The sequence below is a fragment of the Streptomyces sp. NPDC056600 genome (genome assembly GCF_042792855.1).
Lineage (GTDB): Bacteria > Actinomycetota > Actinomycetes > Streptomycetales > Streptomycetaceae > Streptomyces.
This window is the reverse complement of sequence record NZ_JBHTVQ010000009.1, coordinates 60,537-78,574: the sequence shown is the minus strand read 5'-3', so window position 1 is coordinate 78,574 and position 18,038 is coordinate 60,537. Positions and strand designations below refer to the sequence as shown.

Here is an 18,038-nt window from a genome sequence, read left to right as displayed (position 1 = left end):
CGCCGACAGATCCGCCAGGTTGCGATCCGGTAAGCGACCAGCCAAAACCCGGCAACCGGCACCCGCGCCTGACACCGTGACGCCCATGAGCGCCGAACCCGCCACCGAAGCGACGCCCCTCCCCGTCACCGGCCCCACCGCCGAACACCCCCGCGTCGCCGTCCGCGGCGAGGCCCACCTCGAGGTCGACCCCGAGGTCGCCCGCATCACCCTCACCGTCACCGCCCGCGGCACCGACCGCCGCGACGCCGTCGGCAACCTCACCCGGCGCAACAACGCCGCCCTCGAACTCCTCAAGACCTACGGCGACGCCGTCGCCCACACCGAGACCGGCACCCTCTCCATCACCCCCGAGACCGCCCAGCGCGGCCGCGGCGAACGCATCCGCGCCTACAACGGCCGCGTCACCCTCACCGCCGAGATCACCGACTTCACCGTCCTCGGCGAACTCACCACCCGCCTCGCCGACCTCGACCACACCAGCGTCCACGGCCCCCACTGGTCCCTGCGCCCCGACTCGCCCGCCCACCGCCGTGCCCGCCAGGAGGCCGTCCGTCAAGCCGTCGTCCGCGCCCGCGAATACGCCGAGGCGCTCGGCACCACCCTCACCGGCGTCATCGACATCGCCGACATCGGCGCCGACACCGGCACCGCCCCGCGCGGCGGCCGGCCCGGCTTCGGCGCACCGGCCGCCGCTCCCGGAGCTCCCCGCGGAGCCGCCGAGGAGCCCGCCCTCGCCCTCGAACCCCGCCGCCAGCACGTCCGCGCGAACGTCAACGCCCGTTTCACCATGGCCCCGCCGACTCTCTGAACCGGTCCCGATATCGAACCCTCATTCACCTCAACCACAGTTGCCGTGCAGGTTGTTGAACAGAACGCCAACACGAACGGCCTACCCGCCGGTAAGCCCTAGGGTCGAACCATGCGCCGAGCAAAAATCGTCTGCACCCTGGGGCCCGCCACCCACGCCTACGACCGCGTCAAGGCACTCGTCGACGCCGGCATGGACGTGGCCCGCTTCAACCTCAGCCACGGCAGCTACGCCGAACACGAGGAGCGCTACCGGCGCGTGCGCCAGGCCGCCGACGACACCGGCCGCAGTGTCGGCACCCTCGCCGACCTCCAGGGCCCCAAGATCCGCCTCGGCAGCTTCCGCGAAGGCCCCGTGCTGCTCGAGCGCGGCGACGCCTTCACCATCAGCGTCGAACCCGGCGCCGAGGGCGACCGCCACCGCTGCGGCACCACCTACCACGGCCTCGCCAACGACGTCGCCGTCGGCGAACGCGTCCTCGTCGACGACGGCAAGGTCACCCTCGAGGTCCGCCGCATCGAAGGCCCCCTCATCCACACCGTCGTCGTCGACGGAGGCATGGTCTCCGACCACAAGGGCCTCAACCTCCCCGGCGTCGCCGTCTCCGTCCCCGCCCTCTCCGACAAGGACGAGGCCGACCTGCGCTGGGCGCTGCGCACCGGCTTCGACGTCATCGCCCTCTCCTTCGTCCGCAGCGCGCTCGACGTCAAGGACGTCCACCGCATCATGGAGGAGGAAGGCCGCCGGCTCCCCGTCATCGCCAAGATCGAGAAGCCCCAGGCGGTCGAGAACATCGAGGAGATCGTCGCCGCCTTCGACGGCATCATGGTCGCCCGCGGCGACCTGGGCGTCGAACTGCCCCTGGAACAGGTGCCGATCGTGCAGAAGCGGGCCATCAAGCTCGCCAAGCGCAACGCCAAGCCCGTCATCGTCGCCACCCAGATGCTCGACTCGATGGTCGACAACTCCCGCCCCACCCGCGCCGAGGCCTCCGACGTCGCCAACGCCGTCATCGACGGCACGGACGCGGTCATGCTGAGCGGCGAGACCAGCGTCGGCAAGTACCCCGTGGAGACGGTGCGCACCATGGCGCGCATCGTCGAGGCGGCAGAGGAGGACATCCTCGCCAAGGGGCTGCCCCCGCTGACCGAGCGGAACAAACCGCGCACCCAGGGCGGGGCGGTGGCCCGCGCCGCGGCGGACATGGGCGACTTCCTCGGCGCCAAGTTCCTCGTCGCCTTCACCCAGTCCGGCGACACCGTGCGCCGGCTCGCCCGCTACCGGTCCCCGATCCCGGTCCTCGCCTTCACCCCCGAGCCCGCCACCCGCTCCCAGCTCAGCCTCACCTGGGGCGTGGAGACGTTCCTCGGACCGCACGTCGACTCCACCGACGCGATGGTCGACCAGGTCGACGAGCTGCTGCTGAAGTACGGGCGCTGCGCCAAGGGCGACACCGTGGTCATCACGGCGGGATCCCCGCCCGGGGTCTCCGGCACCACCAACCTGGTGCGTGTCCACCACATCGGGGTGGACTGACCGCCCGGGGGTCAGTACTTGGGGCCGACGTGGGCGTCCATCAGCGCGACGGACGCCTTGCGGGCGACGGAGACGTTGAAGGGCAGCCCGGCCCTGGCCAGCACGGTCCAGCGGACCCCCACCCTGTCCAGGGTGTCGGTGAACAGCCGCCGGATGTCGTCGGACTTGTTGGCGAACAGGTACCGGGTGTACTCGTACCGCTTTCGCTCCCCGCCGACGTCGCGGGTGGTCCAGTTGGTGATGCGGCACCCGTCCGAGTGGATCAGCCCGCGGACGAACTCCCAGGGACGGGCGTCCACCACTGCCTGTTGCCAGGGTTCCAGGGCGATCGTGCGGTCGTGCTTCTTGCCGGGCCCGTGCTGCGGGAACATGCACACCCAGTGCCGCGTGTAGGACTTCACCTCGACGCAGCCGGTCTTCCGGCGGCGCCCGGTACGCGGCTCCGGTATCACCTTCCGCATCGCGTCCTCGGCCGCGGCGATGATCCCGGTCTGCCTCTCGTCGCAGTAGATCGACAGGTGGTGCTGTTTGTCCTTGGAGACGATGTGTCCGTCGCCCAGGTAGAGCCCGAGCAGGTAGGCGTAGGCGACTTCGTCGAAGCTCCTGCCCGTGCAGCGCGGGCAGTCCATGAGGGGACGGTGGTAGACCTCGCCGAGAGCCCTTCGGTCCTCGCTGCGCCACCAGCCGACGGTGCCACGAGGCACGCCCAAGCGTTCGGCGACGACGCGGTTCGGGACGCCCTGGCGCATCAGTGCGACGGCCTCGGACCGAATCGAAGAGCAGTGCTGTTCCATGCCCGCACTGTCCGTCACCGACGGCCACGCCGAGCAGCAGAAAGCGGACGTTCACTCGAAAGTGAAACGCCCGCCCTGTTGGTGCCGGGTGCGGGATTCGAACCCGCACGCCCTTTCGGGCAGATGTGTTTGAGACATCAGCGTCTGCCATTCCGCCAACCCGGCAGGTCGACCGCTAGGAGTGTACCGACTCACGTAGCGAACCCGCACCTAGGTAGGCTGCACGGCAGCAGTACCCTGCCCTGAGCGCCGAGGAGCCAGCGTGACCGCCCCCGAGTCCCCGCAGCCCGTTGAAGACGACGACAAGTCCCACGTGCCCCCGCAGACCACCCGTGTGGTGATCGCCGAGGACGAGGCCCTGATCCGGCTGGATCTCAAGGAGATGCTGGAGGAGGAGGGCTACACGGTCGTCGGTGAGGCCGGGGACGGCGAGCGGGCCGTGGAGCTGGCGCGGGAGCACCGGCCGGACCTGGTGATCCTGGACGTGAAGATGCCCAAGCTGGACGGCATCTCCGCCGCGGAGAAGATCGCCGAGGAGTCGATCGCCCCCGTGCTGATGCTGACCGCGTTCTCCCAGCGCGAGCTGGTGGAGCGGGCGCGGGACGCCGGTGCGATGGCGTACCTGGTGAAGCCGTTCTCGAAGAGTGACGTGGTGCCGGCGATCGAGATGGCGGTGTCCCGCTTCACGGAGATGAAGGAGCTGGAGAAGGAGATCGCCGATCTCTCCCAGCGGCTGGAGACCCGCAAGCTGGTGGACCGGGCGAAGTCGATCCTGCAGACGGAGTACGGGCTGAGCGAGCCGGCCGCGTTCCGGTGGATCCAGAAGACGTCGATGGACCGCCGGATGTCGATGCAGCAGGTCGCGGAGGCCGTCATCGCGGACTCCGAGGAGAAGAAGGCCGGCCGCGGCTGAGACCGAGAACGCGCGGCGCGTGAGCAGCAAAGGGCGAGGCCCGTACCCCTGAACGTCCAGGGGTACGGGCCTCGTCGCGTGACGTGGAGGGTCAGTCCTCGCCGAGGTAGGCCTTGCGGACGGACTCGTCGTGGAGGAGTTCCCGGCCGCTGCCGGTGAGGGTGATCTTGCCGACCTCCATCACGTAGCCCTGGTCGGCCAGGGAGAGCGCCGCCTGGGCGTTCTGCTCGACGAGCAGGATGGTGGTGCCCTGGGACTTGAGCTCGGTGATGGTCGCCATGATCTTCTGCATCATGATCGGCGAGAGGCCCATGGAGGGCTCGTCGAGCATGAGCAGCTTGGGCTGCGACATCAGGGCGCGGCCCATGGCGAGCATCTGCTGCTCGCCGCCGGAGAGGGTTCCGGCGGCCTGCCTGCGGCGTTCCCCGAGGATGGGGAAGAGGTCGTAGGCGCGCTGGATGTCCTTGGCGATGCCGGCCTTGTCGTCGCGGAGGTAGGCGCCGAGCCGCAGGTTGTCCTCGATGGACATGCGGGGGAAGATGTGGCGCCCTTCGGGCGAGTGGGCGAGGCCGAGGCTGACGACCTTGTGCGCGGGGACCTTGCTGAGGTCCTTGCCCTCGAAGCGGATGCTGCCGCAGCTGGGCTTGAGGAGTCCCGACAGGGTGCGCAGGGTGGTGGTCTTGCCGGCGCCGTTGGTGCCGATGAGGGTGACGACCTGGCCGGCGTCGACCTTGAAGCTGATGCCCTTGACGGCTTCGATCTTGCCGTAGGCGACGCGGAGGTCCTCGACCTCGAGGAGTGCGGTCATCGGTCGTTCTCCTTGCCGGTTCCGGCGTCGCCCCGGTCCGTGCCGTCGGCCTGGGGGGCCTCGGGTGCGGGGGCGGGTGCGGCGCTGTCGGCGGCGGTGGTGTCTTCGTAGGGTTCGCCGAGGTAGGCCGCGATGACGCGTTCGTCGCGCTGGACGACTTCGGCGGGGCCTTCGACGATCTTCTCGCCCTGGACGAGCACGGCGACGCGGTCGCACAGGTTCATGATGAACCGGATGTCGTGCTCGATCACGACGATGGCGATGCCCCGGTCGCGGATGGCGAAGACGAGATCCTCGGTGGCCCGGGTCTCGGCGGGGTTCATGCCGGCGGTGGGCTCGTCGAGGAGGAGGAGGCCGGGCTCGCTGGCGAGGGCGCGGGCGATCTCGAGCTTGCGCTGCTCGCCGTAGGGGAGGTTGCGGGCGAGGTGGTCGGCCTTGTGGTCAAGGCCGACGAACTCGAGGAGTTCCATGGCCTTCTCGCGGGACTCCTCCTCGGCCCGCTTGAAGCCGGGAAGGCGCAGGAGGGCCGACCAGAGGCCTTCCTTGGTCCTCGTGTGGCGGCCGACGAGGACGTTCTCCAGGACGGTCATGTTGGCGAAGAGCCGGATGTTCTGGAAGGTCCGGGCGATGCCGGCCTTGGTGACCAGGTGGGGCTTCGGCGGGAGGACGGTGTCCTTGTACCTGACCGTGCCGCTGGTGGGGACGTAGAGGCCGGTCAGGCAGTTGAAGAAGGTGGTCTTGCCCGCGCCGTTGGGTCCGATGAGTCCGACGATCTCACCGCTGTTGACGGTGAGGTTGACGTCGCGCACGGCGGTGAGGCCGCCGAACTTCATGGTGACGCCGGTGACGTCGAGGACCTTGGTGGTGGTCGCTGCGGTGGTGGTGCTGGTGGTGGTCATGGCGGTCACGCCCCTGCCTTGGCGACGCCGGTGGCGCCCTCGGGAAGCGTCGCGTCGTCCGGTACGTCGGTCTGTCCGGTCTCGTGGAACTCCAGCTGCTTGCGGCGGTCGGCGACCAGGCCTTCGGGGCGGAAGCGCATGAGGAGCATGAGCGCGATGCCGAAGAGGAGCAGCTGCCACTCCGCCATGAACTGGAGTTTGGCCGGGATGAGGTAGAGCAGGGCGGCGCCGATGAGGGGGCCGCTGATGGTGCCCATGCCGCCGAGGATGACGGCGGCGAGCAGGAAGGCCGAGTTGGGCGGCACGGAGCCGGCGAACTGGTACTGCTCGGGCGTGATGCTGTAGGAGACGTGGGCCTGGACCGAGCCGGCGAGGCCGGCGAGGCCGGCGCCGAGGGCGAAGGCGAGCAGCTTGAGCCGGAAGCCGTTGATGCCCATGGCGGTGGCGGCGGTCTCGTCCTCGCGGATGGCGACCCAGGCGCGGCCGATGCGGGATTCCGCGGAGCGGCGGAAGACCATCACGACGATCGCCGTGAAGAGGAGCATCAGCAGGTAGTAGTTGCCGGGGCGGGTCAGCTGGAAGCCGAGGACGTCGTGCGGCAGCCCGAAGTTGAACCCGAAGAGCTCGAGGTCGGGGATGTTGGGGATGCCGTTGGAGCCGTTGGTGACGTCGGGTCCGCTGGTGCCGTTGAGGCTGTTGACGGTGATGCGGAAGATCTCACCGAAGCCGAGGGTGACGATGGCGAGGTAGTCGCCGCGCAGCCGCAGGGTGGGAGCGCCGATGAGGACGCCGAAGATCAGGGACGCGGCGACGCCGGTGAGGGCGGCGGCCCAGAAGGGGAAGTGGACGCCGATGGTCGACTGCGGGGAGCCGGAGACCAGGGCGGCGGCGTAGGCGCCGACGCCGAGGAAGGCGACGTAGCCGAGGTCGAGGAGGCCGGCGAGGCCGACGACGACGTTGAGGCCCAGGGCGACCGTGGCGAAGATCAGGATGTTGGCGCCGATGAGCGCGAACTGGTCGTTGGTCTGGGTGAAGGGGAAGCAGATGGCGGCGGCGAAGGCCGCGGTGAGCGTGACGGTGCGGTGCTTGGCGGTGAGTGCCGAGAGCCGCTTGAGGAGTCCGGCGCGCAGGACGGCGGCGAAGCCGAACGCGGCGAGGACGACGAACCCGATGAAGAGTTCGGAGTACTCGGTGGCGATGCCGTAGGCGAAGATCCACAGGCCGATGCCGAAGGCGGCGGTGATGACGAGGATCTCGGCCCAGGCGGGGAGGTCCTTGGCGCGGGCCGGGTCGGGCGCGGAGAACGCGTTGCGGAACCTGCCCCAGGCGTCGGTGTCGTCGTCGTGGGGCTGGTCGGCGGGGAGGGCGAGGGCGCCGATGACGGCGAGGAGGGCGCCTGCGCCGGCGACCCAGCCGCCGGGCTCGAGGTTGACGATGCCGCCGAGTTCGTAGCTGATGGCGCCGATCGCGTAGCCGGTCACGCCGAACACGCTGAGCGCGGCGAGGCGGACGGGGCTGTTGGTGCCGCCGGGGGTGAGCCAGGCGAGGCCCCGGATGCGGTATCCGGAGAGGGTGAACAGCAGGGTGAGGACGGCGCCGACGAGGGTCAGGACCTGGAGGCCGCCGGGGTAGCCGGTGACGGTGAGGTCGCCGGGGAAGGCGCTGGTCCAGGTCCAGGGCAGGAAGGTGCCGGCGAGGGCCAGGACGGCGCCGGCGAGGGTGACGACGCGTGCCGTGGAGGCCGGCAGCGGGATGAGCGGGCTGGTGTCGTTGCTGTTCATCGATATCACGCCCTGTCCGCGACGCGTTCGCCGAGCAGGCCTTGGGGCCGGACCAGGAGGACGATGATGAGGAGGGCGAAGGCCCACACGTCCTTCCAGCCGCCGCCTCCGAAGAGTTCCATGCCGGGGATCTCGCTGATGTAGCCGGTGGCGAGGGACTCGGCGACGCCGAGGACGACGCCTCCGAGCATGGCGCCGTAGATGTTGCCGATGCCGCCGAGGACGGCGGCGGTGAACGCCTTGAGGCCCATGAGGAAGCCCATGCGGAAGCCGATCTGGCCGTTCTTGAGCCCGTAGGCGACGGCGGCGACGGCGGCGAACGCGGCACCGATGGCGAAGGCCATGACGATGATGCGGTCGGTGTTGATGCCCATCAGCTTCGCGGTGTCGGGGTCCTGGCTGGTGGCCTGCATGCCGCGGCCGGTGCGCGTCTTGTTGACGAAGAACCCGAGGGCGATCATGCACAGCGGTGCGGCGATCAGGACGAACAGGTCACCGCGCTGGATGTGGGCGCCGAGGATGCTGAGGGCGTCGCCTTCGAAGCGGGGGAAGGGCACGTCCTTCTTGGCGTCGGGGTATCCCATCCAGACGAGCTGCTGGAGCGCGATGGAGAGGCCGATGGCGGTGATGAGGGGGGCCAGTCGGGGTGCGGTGCGCAGGGGGCGGTAGGCGAACCGTTCCGCCGCCACGGCGACGAGGACCGACACGATCACGCCGCCGAGGATCATCAGGGGGATGGCGGTGATCAGGCCGAGGCTGCTGGGCAGGGCCGTGTAGACGGTGAGCGCCCCGAAGCCTCCGACCATGAATATCTCGCCGTGGGCGAAGTTGATGAGCTGGACGATGCCATAGACCATCGTGTAGCCGATCGCGATGAGTCCGTACATCGCGCCGAGGATGAGTCCATTGGCCAGCTGTTGCGGCAGTTCGTGCACCGCAGGGCCTCCGTTGGGTGGTTCGGATATGGCGCCGCGCGGGAGCGCTGGTGGGCGCGCCCGCGCGGCCTAGGTCAATGCGTGGTGCCGGCCTGATGGCCTGCGGTGGGTCAGCCGAGCTCGGGAGCGCCGCTGAACTCGGAGGCCCAGGCCCCGCTCTTGACCTTGTAGGCGGTCATCGTCTTGTTGGTGGTGTCACCGAACTCGTCGAAGGAGATCGGGCCGGTGACGCCGTCGAACTTGATCTTGCTCATCGCGTCCAGGACGGCCTTGCGGCTGTCGTCGGGGAGCTTGCCGTCGTTGCCCTCGACGGCCAGCTTGACGGCCTCGATGATGGACCAGGTGGCGTCGTAGGTGAGGCCGCCGTAGGCCTCGTACGCGTCCTCGTAGCCCTCGGCCTCGTAGTTGGCGAGGAACTCCTTGGCGGAGTCGAGCTTCTCGACGGGCTCGCCGACGGAGGTGGCGAGGTCGCCCTCGGCCTTCTTGTTCAGCTTCGGGTACTCGCCGGAGTAGATGCCGTCGCCGCCCATGAGCGGGATGTCCTGGCCGCTGTCCTTGAGCGCCTGGCTCAGGGGAGCGGCGGCCGGGTACTCGCCGCCGTAGTAGAGGGCGTCGGCGCCGGTCTTCTTGATCTTGGTGACGACGGCGTTGAAGTCGCGGTCGTCGGGGTTGATGTGGTCCGAGCCGACGATCTTGCCGCCGAGCTTGGTGTAGTTCGCCTTGAAGGAGGCGGCGAGACCGGCGCCGTAGGTCTTCTGGTCGTCGATCAGGTACGCCTTCTTGATGCCCGCCTCGTTGTAGAGGTACTCGGCGGCGAACGCGCCCTGGACCTCGTCGGTGGTGGCGGTGCGGAAGAAGGTCTTGAACGGGCGGACCGAGTCGCCGGTCTTCCAGCCGTCGCCCTGGGTGAGCTCGGTGCCGGTGTTGGCCGGGGAGACCTGGGTCAGGCCGGCGTCGTTGAACGGCTTCTGCATCTGCTGCGAGACGCTGGAGTTCAGCGGGCCGACGACGCCGACCACGGTCTTGTCGCTGATGAACTTCTGCGCGTTCTGCGCACCGACGCCGGGCTGGGCCTGGTCGTCGAGGGGCTGGACCTCGAAGGTGACGCCTTCGACGAACTTCTTCTTGTTGGCGATCTTCGCGGCGAGGTCGGCGGAGTTCTTCATGCCGAGGCCCAGCGCGGAGAGGTCGCCGCTGAGCGGGGCGTCGAGGCCGATGACGACCTTGACGTCGCCGCCGGAGTCGCCGCCCTTGCCGCCTTCGTCGCGCGATCCGCAGGCGGTGAGGGTGAGTGCTCCCGCCGCCAGCGCGGCGGTCAGTGCGAGGAGACGTTGACGCACGTTGTGTCCTTTCCCTGGCACGGCCGTTCCGGTCCGGAGCGCGGCCGAGTCGAGGCGCTGGGCGGATTTGCTGTTCCCACGGCGCGGTGACTGGCGGTGACTCTAGGCGGGAGGTGGTTATAGGGAGGAGTGCCTGACCAATGCTGTGACGCTCTTGTTATGACACGAGGTAATGCAGAGCGGTAAGGAGTGGGTGGAAGAGGTTAATTCCGGCGGATTCAGCCGGTCCACATGTTGAGAAATCGCAGACAGGAGCCGTTCGGTGTTCAGGTGTCTTTTCGTTTTGACTCATTACCTGACATCGTTGTCGCCCCGAGAACCCGAGATAGATGAATGCGCCATGCATTCTTTTTGCGAAAGTTACACTGCGTTACTTTCGGAAACCGCGAAGGCGCCCGGCCGTATACGGCCGGGCGCCTTCGGGTCGTGCGGGGGAGGGGTTTGGGAGGGGTTGCGGCGTCAGGCGTCGCGCAGGAGACAGGTGAGGCGGGCGCTGCAGACCCGGCGGTCCTGCTCGTCGCTGATCACGATCTCGTAGGTGGCCGTGGAGCGGCCGCGGTGCACGGGGGTGGCGACGCCGGTGACGGAACCGGACTGGAGGCCGCGGTGGTGCGTGCAGTTGAGATCCACGCCGACCGCGATCTTGGCAGGGCCGCCGTGCAGCATCGAGCCGACCGAGCCCAGGGTCTCCGCGAGGACCGCGGAGGCCCCGCCGTGCAGCAGGCCGTAGGGCTGCGTGTTGCCCTCGACCGGCATGGTGCCCACGACGCGCTCGGCGGAGGCCTCCAGGATGTCGATGCCCATGCGGTTGCCGAGGGCCCCGGCGGAGAAGAGGGCGGGCAGGTCGACGCCGAGGCTGGCGTACTCGTCGAGGACTTCCTGCGGAAACTTCACGGTGTTCTGCTCGCCCATGGGGCCGGCTCCAATTCGTTCGGGGAGACCTGGTGCGGTGGTGCCGCCGGGGACCGGCGCCTCGGGTGGCGACGCCGGAACGGCTGCGCCTGAGCAAACGCTCAGTCGGTTCGGGATTGTTCCAGACGGATCACCACGGACTTGCTGGCCGGGGTATTGCTGACATCCGCGGTGGAATCCAGCGGTACGAGGACATTTGTCTCCGGATAGTAGGCGGCGGCGCAGCGCCGCGCCGTGGGGTAGTGCACGAGCCGGAACCCGGGAGCCCGGCGCTCCACGCCGTCGCTCCACTCGGAGACCAGGTCGACGTAGGAGCCGTCGGCGACGCCGAGCTCGGCGGCGTCCTCCGGGTGCACCAGGACGACGCGGCGGCCGCCGTGGATGCCGCGGTAGCGGTCGTCGAGGCCGTAGATCGTGGTGTTGTACTGGTCGTGGGAGCGCAGGGTCTGCAGCAGCAGCCGCCCTTCGGGGATCTGCGGGAACTCGACGGGCGCGGCGGTGAAGTTGGCCTTGCCGGTGGCGGTGGGGAAGCGGCGCTCGTCGCGCGGGGCGTGCGGGAGGGTGAAGCCGCCGGGGCGCGCGACGCGGGCGTTGAAGTCCTCGAAGCCGGGCACCACGCGCGCGACGCGGTCGCGGACGGCGGCGTAGTCCTTCTCGAACTCCTCCCAGGGGGTGCTGCTTGCGGCGCCCAGGACGCGGCGGGCGAGGCGGCAGACGATGGCGGGCTCGGAGAGCAGGTGGGGGCTCGCCGGCGCGAGGCGGCCGCGGGAGGCGTGCACCATGCCCATGGAGTCCTCGACGGTGACGAACTGTTCGCCGCTCGCCTGAAGGTCGCGCTCGGTGCGACCGAGGGTGGGCAGGATCAGGGCGCGGGCGCCGGTGACGGCGTGCGAGCGGTTCAGCTTGGTGGAGACGTGGACGGTGAGGCGGGCGCGCCGTACCGCGCTCTCGGTGACGTCGGTGTCGGGGGTGGCGGCGACGAAGTTGCCGCCCATGGCGAAGAAGACCTTGGCGGCCCCGTCGCGCAGGGCGCGGATGGCGTTGACGACGTCGAGGCCGTGGTGGCGGGGCGGGGCGAAGCCGAACTCGCGCTCCAGGGCGTCGAGGAAGGCGGGGGCGGGACGCTCGAAGATGCCCATGGTGCGGTCGCCCTGGACGTTGGAGTGCCCGCGCACGGGGCAGACGCCGGCACCCGGCCGGCCGATCGCGCCGCGCAGCAGCAGGAGGTTGACGACCTCGCGGATGGTGGGCACCGAGTGCTTGTGCTGGGTCAGGCCCATGGCCCAGCAGACGACGGTGCGCTCGGAGGCGAGGACCATGTCCAGGGCGCGCTGGATCTCCTCGCGGGTCAGACCGGTGGCGGCGAGGGTCTCCTCCCAGTCGGCGGATCGGGCCGCCTTCTCGAACTCCTCGTAGCCGTGGGTGTGTTCGCGGACGAAGTCCTCGTCGACGGCGCCCTCGGTCTCCAGGACGAGCTTGTTGAGGAGGCGGAAGAGGGCCTGGTCGCCGCCGATGCGGATCTGGAGGAACAGGTCGGTGAGGGCGGTGCCGGTGGTGAGGCCCTTGGGCGTCTGCGGGTTCTTGAACCGCTCGAGCCCCGCCTCGGGCAGCGGGTTGACGCTGATGATCCTCGCGCCGGCGGCCTTGGCCTTCTCCAGGGCGGTGAGCATGCGCGGGTGGTTGGTGCCGGGGTTCTGCCCGGCGACGATGATCAGGTCCGCCTGGTGGAGGTCCTCGAGGCTGACGCTGCCCTTGCCGATGCCGATGGTCTCCGTCAGGGCGGAGCCGGAGGACTCGTGGCACATGTTGGAGCAGTCCGGCAGGTTGTTGGTGCCGAGCTCGCGGGCGAACAGCTGGTAGAGGAAGGCCGCTTCGTTGCTGGTGCGCCCCGAGGTGTAGAAGACGGCCTGGTCGGGGGAGTCCAGGGCGTGGATCTCCTCGGCGATCACGTCGAACGCCTCGTCCCAGCCGATGGGCTCGTAGTGGGTGGCGCCCTCGGCGAGGTACACGGGGTGGGTGAGGCGGCCCTGCTGGCCCAGCCAGTAGCCGCTGCGGCCGGCGAGGTCGGCGACGGAGTGGGCGGCGAAGAACCCGGGGGTGACGCGGCGGAGGGTGGCCTCCTCGGCGACGGCCTTGGCGCCGTTCTCGCAGAACTCGGCGGCGTGCCGCTTGTCGCCCTCCGGCCATGCGCAGCCCGGGCAGTCGAAGCCGTCCTTCTGGTTCACCCGCAGCAGGGTCAGGGCGGTGCGGCGGACGCCCATCTGCTGCTGGGCGATGCGCAGGGTGTGGCCGAGGGCGGGCAGCCCGGCCGCGGCGTGCTTGGGGTCGGTGACGCGGGGGGCGTCCTGCGCGGGATCGGCGGCGGGGGGCTTGCTCGCCATGGCGCTCACCTCTTCTGCACCGGTGGTGCGGGGGTCTCTCCGGCTGCGGTCCGGCTGTCTCCAAGATCCTTGCACGGGGCCGCCACGGCGCGGGAGGGCTGTGGACAAGCCTCCGCGAGACCTGTGGACAACGCCCGCCAAGCCGCCTTGGGCGTCACCGTCAGGAGTGACGGGCGCTCGAGCGGCGGTGGAGGAGGCGCCGCGGTCTGCCGCAGGTGGGCGCGGCTGTCGGCGGGGCGTGGCAGGATCGGGGTGTGGTGGATACAGCATCGAAGAAGACCGACACGAACCCCGCCGGTGAGCGTCCGCGGCTGATGCTCATGGACGGGCACTCCCTCGCGTACCGCGCGTTCTTCGCGTTGCCCGTGGAGAACTTCACGACGGCGCAGGGGCAGCCGACCAACGCGATCTACGGCTTCGCGTCGATGCTGGCGAACACGCTGCGTGACGAGGCGCCGACGCACTTCGCCGTGGCGTTCGACGTGTCCCGCAAGACGTGGCGGGCCGAGGAGTTCACCGAGTACAAGGCGAACCGGGCGAAGACGCCGGACGAGTTCCGGGGCCAGGTGGAGCTGATCGGCGAGCTGCTGGACGCGATGGCCGTGCGGCGGTTCGCGGTGGACGGCTTCGAGGCGGACGACATCATCGCGACGCTGGCGACGCAGGCCGAGGCGGAGGGCTTCGAAGTCCTGATCGTCACGGGCGACCGCGACTCGTTCCAGCTGGTCTCCGAGCACACCACGGTGCTGTACCCGACCAAGGGCGTCTCGGAGCTGACCCGGTTCACGCCGGAGAAGGTGTTCGAGAAGTACGGTCTGACGCCCGCCCAGTACCCGGACTTCGCGGCGCTGCGCGGCGACCCGTCGGACAACCTGCCGGGCATCCCGGGCGTGGGCGAGAAGACGGCCGCGAAGTGGATCAACCAGTTCGGTTCGTTCGCGGAGCTGGTCGAGCGGGCCGAGGAGGTCAAGGGGAAGGCCGGGCAGAACTTCCGCGACCACCTGGAGTCGGTGAAGCTGAACCGCCGGCTGACCGAGATGGTCCGGGACGTCGAGCTGCCGGCGGGCGTCCCCGCGCTGGAGCGCGCCGCCTACGACCGCAAGGCGGTCGCGATGATCCTCGACACCCTGGAGATCAGGAACCCCTCGCTGCGGGAGCGGCTGTTCGCGGTCGACCCCGGCGCCGAGGAGGAGGAGGGCCCCTCGCCCGCCGCGCAGAGCGGCGTCGAGCTGGACGGCTCCGTGCTGTCCACCGGCGAGCTGGCGCCGTGGCTGGCGGAGCACGGGCAGGACGGTCCGCTGGGCGTGGCCGCGGTCGGCGCGTGGGCGCTGGGCGCGGGTTCGGTGGCCGAGGTGGCGCTGGCCGCCTCGGGCGGCGAGGCGGCCTGGTTCGACCCGTCGCAGCTGGACGAGGCCGACGAGAAGGCCTGGGCGGCCTGGCTCGCGGACGAGGCGCGGCCCAAGGTCTTCCACAACGTCAAGCACGCGATGCGGCTGTTCGGCGAGCACGGCTGGACGGTCGCGGGCGTGAGCATGGACACCGCGCTCGCGGCCTACCTGGTGAAGCCGGGCCGCCGCTCCTTCGACCTGGACGCGCTGTCGCTGGAGTACCTGGGCCGCGAGCTCGCCCCGGCCGCGGCGGCCGGCGGGCAGCTCGCCTTCGGCGCGGACGACGACGCCGAGGCCGAGGCGCTGATGGTGCAGGCGCTGGCGGTGCTGGACCTCGCGGTCGCCTTCGAGGGCAAGCTGGAGGACGTGGGCGCCGCCGGGCTGCTGCGCGACATGGAGCTGCCGACCTCGGCGCTGCTGGCGCGCATGGAGCGGCACGGCATCGCCGCCGACCGCGAGCACCTGCGGAACATGGAGCAGATGTTCGCCGGCGCGGTCCAGCAGGCCGTGCGGGAGGCCCACGAGGCCGCCGGCCACGAGTTCAACCTCGGCTCCCCGAAGCAGCTGCAGGAGGTCCTCTTCGGCGAGCTGGGCCTGCCGAAGACCAAGAAGACCAAGACCGGCTACACCACGGACGCGGACGCGCTGGCCTGGCTGGCGGCGCAGACCGAGAACGAGCTCCCGGTGATCATGCTGCGCCATCGCGAACAGGCGAAGCTGCGCACCACGGTCGAGGGCCTGATCAAGACGATCTCCGCGGACGGCCGCATCCACACCACCTTCAACCAGACGGTGGCGGCCACCGGCCGGCTCTCCTCGACCGACCCCAACCTGCAGAACATCCCGGTCCGCACGGACGAGGGGCGGGCCATCCGCCGCGGGTTCGTGGTCGGCGCGGGCTACGAGTCGCTGATGACGGCGGACTACAGCCAGATCGAACTGCGGGTGATGGCGCACCTGTCGGAGGACGAGGGCCTGCTCGAGGCGTTCGCCTCCGGCGAGGACCTGCACAACACGGTCGCCTCCCAGGTGTTCGCGGTGGACCGCTCGCAGGTCGACCCCGAGATGCGGCGGAAGATCAAGGCGATGTCCTACGGCCTGGCCTACGGACTGTCCGCGTTCGGTCTGTCGCAGCAGCTGAACATCGAGGCCGGTGAGGCGCGGGCCCTGATGGACACGTACTTCGAGCGGTTCGGCGGCGTGCGGGACTACCTGCACCGGGTGGTCGAGGAGGCCCGGGCGACGGGCTACACCGAGACGATCCTCGGGCGTCGCCGCTACCTTCCCGACCTCAACAGCGACAACCGGCAGCGCCGGGAGGCGGCGGAGCGGATGGCGCTCAACGCGCCGATCCAGGGCACGGCGGCGGACATCGTGAAGATCGCCATGCTGAAGGTGGACGCGGCGCTGCGGGAGGCCGGCCTGACCTCGCGGCTCCTGCTCCAGGTGCACGACGAAATCGTGCTGGAGATCGCCCCCGGCGAGCGGGAGGCGGTGGAGGAGCTGGTCCGCCGCGAGATGGCCGGGGCGGTCACGCTGCGGGCGCCGCTGGACGTGTCCGTCGGCGTCGGCCCCGACTGGGAGTCCGCGGCGCACTGACCGGCCCCCGGGGCAGCGGCCCCGGGACGGTCACCGGCGGGGCGCCCACCGTGTGCGGGTGGCCCGCCGGTGCGCGACCCGGCCGGTGTGCGGACCTGCCGGTGGGGTCTCGCGCCGAGTGGCCTGCCGGTGCGGTCCCGCGCCGCGCGGACCTGACGGATCTGTGGGTGCGATGCGTCGTGCGACCGAGCCGTGCGGGCCCGTTTGCGTGCGGTTCCGTGGTCCCGGGGCGTCACCGGGGCGCGGGCCGACACCGCACGAGGCGGCCCCTTCCCGCCGTGCGGCCGACCGCACGCCGCGCGGTCGTGCGACCGTGCGGAGCTGAGCCGGGCGGCGCACCGTGCGGTCCCCGGTCGTGCGGTTGTGCGCCGCGCGGACCTGACCGGGAGCGGCCCGGCGGCAGGCGGCGTGTCACTCGGGCGGACCCCGTGGGGGCGACGTGCTGCGGGGGCCGGAGAAGGATGCGGGGCATGGGTATACGCATGCTCGGCCGGCCCACGGCGGGAGCGGAAGCGGTCATATCCGCGCTGCGCCCGCCGGTGCGCCCCGTCGCCCCCGCCGCGAGCACCGTCCGTCGTCACCTCGGGTGGACGACGGGGGCGCGCAGGCAGGCCCGTGACCTCTGGGAGGCGGTGGCCGGCCGTCAGCCGGTGGTCGTCCTGTCCCTGGCCGTGGGCCCCGCCCAGGCGGTGGCCCGCCGGACCTGGGGGCTGGTGATCCGCATCGTCCGCCCGGGCGCCTCCCGCCGGATCGCGGTCACCGTGGTGCCGCTGCGCGGCTTCCCGTCGCTTCCCGCGCCTCCGTCCCCCCGGCCGCCGCACGCGGACCCCGGGGCGGGCGCCGCCACACCCTGACGGCCGTCCCGTACAGCACCAGCCCGACGGCGAGCCCGGCGCCCGCACCGAAGCAGAGCGTCGGGATGATCTCCCAGGGCCGGGCGACGTGCCCCCAGTAGGCCCACCAGCGCATCACCCGCGTCGTCGCCGCGAACCCCGCGCACAGCGCGAGCAGCGCCCCGGCCGCCCACCGGTCCCGCCGGGACAGCTCCGGCAGCCCCGCCCCGCCGTCGACGAAGCCCTCGCCCGAGCCATGGCCGCCGCCGTGGGGCACGGAGCGCCGCAGCGCGCGGACCAGGAACCACACGATGACCACCGCGGCCACCGCCGACCCCCCGTACTGCATGTACCAGTACAGCGGCGAGCCCGCGATCTCCTCGCCCAGCACGGGGAAGACCCGCATCCCCCACTGGTCCAGGTGCGTGAACGCGTCCCACACCACGTGGGTGAGCGCCCCCAGCACCGCCGACAGGTACCAGGCGGCCGCCGGGCGCGGCCGGAGCCTCGCCCGCGGTGTCCCGCAGCGCGTCAGCACCGCGGCCCGCCCGCGTACCCGTCGCGGCAGCAGCGCCACCAGCGGTTCCCGCAGCAGCAGCCACGCCCCCACCAGCAGCCAGGCGATGGCCGCGTCGACCGTGAGGACTCCCGCGAACGAGTGGGTGACGTCGCCGAAGACCATGGCGTCGGGCAGCGCGCTCGCCGCGTAGTACGTCATGTCGGGGGCGAACGACCCGGCCACCATGACGGAGGGCACCAGGAGGGCGGCCCGCCCGGTGCCGTCGGCGCGCATCGCGGGCAGGACGGCCACGGCGTGGCTGAGGGTGAACGGCAAGAACGGCTCCCGGTCCCGGAGGGCACGGCGGAGGCGGCGCGGCACGACGGTGCGCGCGACGGCTCCGCGACGCGACGGTGCGGCGGCGCGGAGGGGACCGCGCCCGCGGTGAGAAGGGACGTCGGCGGTCGCCCAGCGGTTCCCGGAGCGGCCGACGTCCGAATTCCGTACGCACGGCCCTGCAGATGTCCCTTCCAATCGTCTGAAATCGGACACCAACGGGTAGGCGGGCGACTCAAGTTGTCGTAGGGTCACCTGATTGCGGTATCGAAT

At 70.9% G+C, this 18,038-nt stretch carries 14 protein-coding genes and 1 tRNA gene; 5 read left to right on the top strand and 10 right to left on the bottom strand.

Annotated features, from left to right (window positions below; genetic code table 11):
- Positions 1–85: 85 nt before the first annotated feature.
- Entirely contained in the window at positions 86–811 is a 726-nt protein-coding gene (locus ACFRAV_RS07460; protein WP_382552427.1) for an SIMPL domain-containing protein, read from the top strand.
- A gap of 111 nt (positions 812–922) precedes the next feature.
- Complete coding sequence (gene pyk / locus ACFRAV_RS07455) at positions 923–2,347, top strand: pyruvate kinase (RefSeq protein WP_382552426.1); 1,425 nt, start codon at positions 923–925, stop codon at positions 2,345–2,347.
- 11 nt (positions 2,348–2,358) lie between these two features.
- On the opposite strand, the gene ACFRAV_RS07450 is transcribed toward pyk, so the two are convergent.
- Positions 2,359–3,141, bottom strand: coding sequence for a helix-turn-helix domain-containing protein (locus ACFRAV_RS07450; protein ID WP_382552424.1), 783 nt, complete (start codon positions 3,139–3,141; stop codon positions 2,359–2,361).
- Positions 3,142–3,220: 79 nt separating this feature from the next.
- Positions 3,221–3,306: transfer RNA gene (locus tag ACFRAV_RS07445), tRNA-Leu, on the bottom strand.
- Positions 3,307–3,403: 97 nt separating this feature from the next.
- Between ACFRAV_RS07445 and ACFRAV_RS07440 the strand changes: the two genes are divergently transcribed.
- Entirely contained in the window at positions 3,404–4,054 is a 651-nt protein-coding gene (locus tag ACFRAV_RS07440) for a response regulator (RefSeq protein ID WP_351117766.1), read from the top strand.
- A gap of 91 nt (positions 4,055–4,145) precedes the next feature.
- Here the strand turns inward: ACFRAV_RS07440 and ACFRAV_RS07435 are convergent, their stop codons facing one another.
- The 7 genes from ACFRAV_RS07435 to ACFRAV_RS07405 all read right to left on the bottom strand — a co-directional run bounded on the left by ACFRAV_RS07435 (position 4,146) and on the right by ACFRAV_RS07405 (position 13,110).
- Positions 4,146–4,862: an ABC transporter ATP-binding protein gene (locus ACFRAV_RS07435; protein ID WP_382552422.1), complete on the bottom strand. Its 717-nt coding sequence runs from the start codon at positions 4,860–4,862 to the stop codon at positions 4,146–4,148.
- A complete protein-coding gene (locus ACFRAV_RS07430) occupies positions 4,859–5,761 on the bottom strand; it encodes an ABC transporter ATP-binding protein (RefSeq protein WP_382552522.1) in 903 nt (300 codons plus the stop codon). The genes ACFRAV_RS07435 and ACFRAV_RS07430 overlap by 4 nt, the downstream gene beginning before the upstream one ends.
- 5 nt (positions 5,762–5,766) lie before the next feature.
- The gene (locus tag ACFRAV_RS07425; RefSeq protein ID WP_382552420.1) at positions 5,767–7,542 is read right to left on the bottom strand and encodes a branched-chain amino acid ABC transporter permease; all 1,776 of its coding nucleotides are present in this window, start codon (positions 7,540–7,542) and stop codon (positions 5,767–5,769) included.
- Positions 7,543–7,547: 5 nt separating this feature from the next.
- Complete coding sequence (locus tag ACFRAV_RS07420) at positions 7,548–8,477, bottom strand: branched-chain amino acid ABC transporter permease (RefSeq protein ID WP_351117762.1); 930 nt, start codon at positions 8,475–8,477, stop codon at positions 7,548–7,550.
- A gap of 110 nt (positions 8,478–8,587) precedes the next feature.
- Positions 8,588–9,817, bottom strand: a complete 1,230-nt coding sequence (locus ACFRAV_RS07415) for a branched-chain amino acid ABC transporter substrate-binding protein (RefSeq protein ID WP_382552417.1) — start codon at positions 9,815–9,817, stop codon at positions 8,588–8,590.
- A gap of 459 nt (positions 9,818–10,276) precedes the next feature.
- A complete protein-coding gene (locus ACFRAV_RS07410) occupies positions 10,277–10,729 on the bottom strand; it encodes a hotdog fold thioesterase (protein WP_351117760.1) in 453 nt (150 codons plus the stop codon).
- Positions 10,730–10,830: 101 nt separating this feature from the next.
- Entirely contained in the window at positions 10,831–13,110 is a 2,280-nt protein-coding gene (locus ACFRAV_RS07405; protein ID WP_382552415.1) for an FdhF/YdeP family oxidoreductase, read from the bottom strand.
- 254 nt (positions 13,111–13,364) lie between these two features.
- Between ACFRAV_RS07405 and polA the strand changes: the two genes are divergently transcribed.
- A complete protein-coding gene (polA, locus tag ACFRAV_RS07400) occupies positions 13,365–16,097 on the top strand; it encodes a DNA polymerase I (RefSeq protein WP_382552413.1) in 2,733 nt (910 codons plus the stop codon).
- A 470-nt stretch (positions 16,098–16,567) separates the two neighbouring features.
- Complete coding sequence (locus ACFRAV_RS07395) at positions 16,568–16,951, top strand: hypothetical protein (RefSeq protein WP_382552411.1); 384 nt, start codon at positions 16,568–16,570, stop codon at positions 16,949–16,951.
- Here ACFRAV_RS07395 and ACFRAV_RS07390 read toward each other — a convergent pair.
- Positions 16,854–17,765, bottom strand: coding sequence for a DUF4184 family protein (locus ACFRAV_RS07390; protein WP_382552409.1), 912 nt, complete (start codon positions 17,763–17,765; stop codon positions 16,854–16,856). The two genes, ACFRAV_RS07395 and ACFRAV_RS07390, sit on opposite strands and share 98 nt — an antisense overlap.
- Between the last annotated feature and the right edge of the window lie 273 nt (positions 17,766–18,038).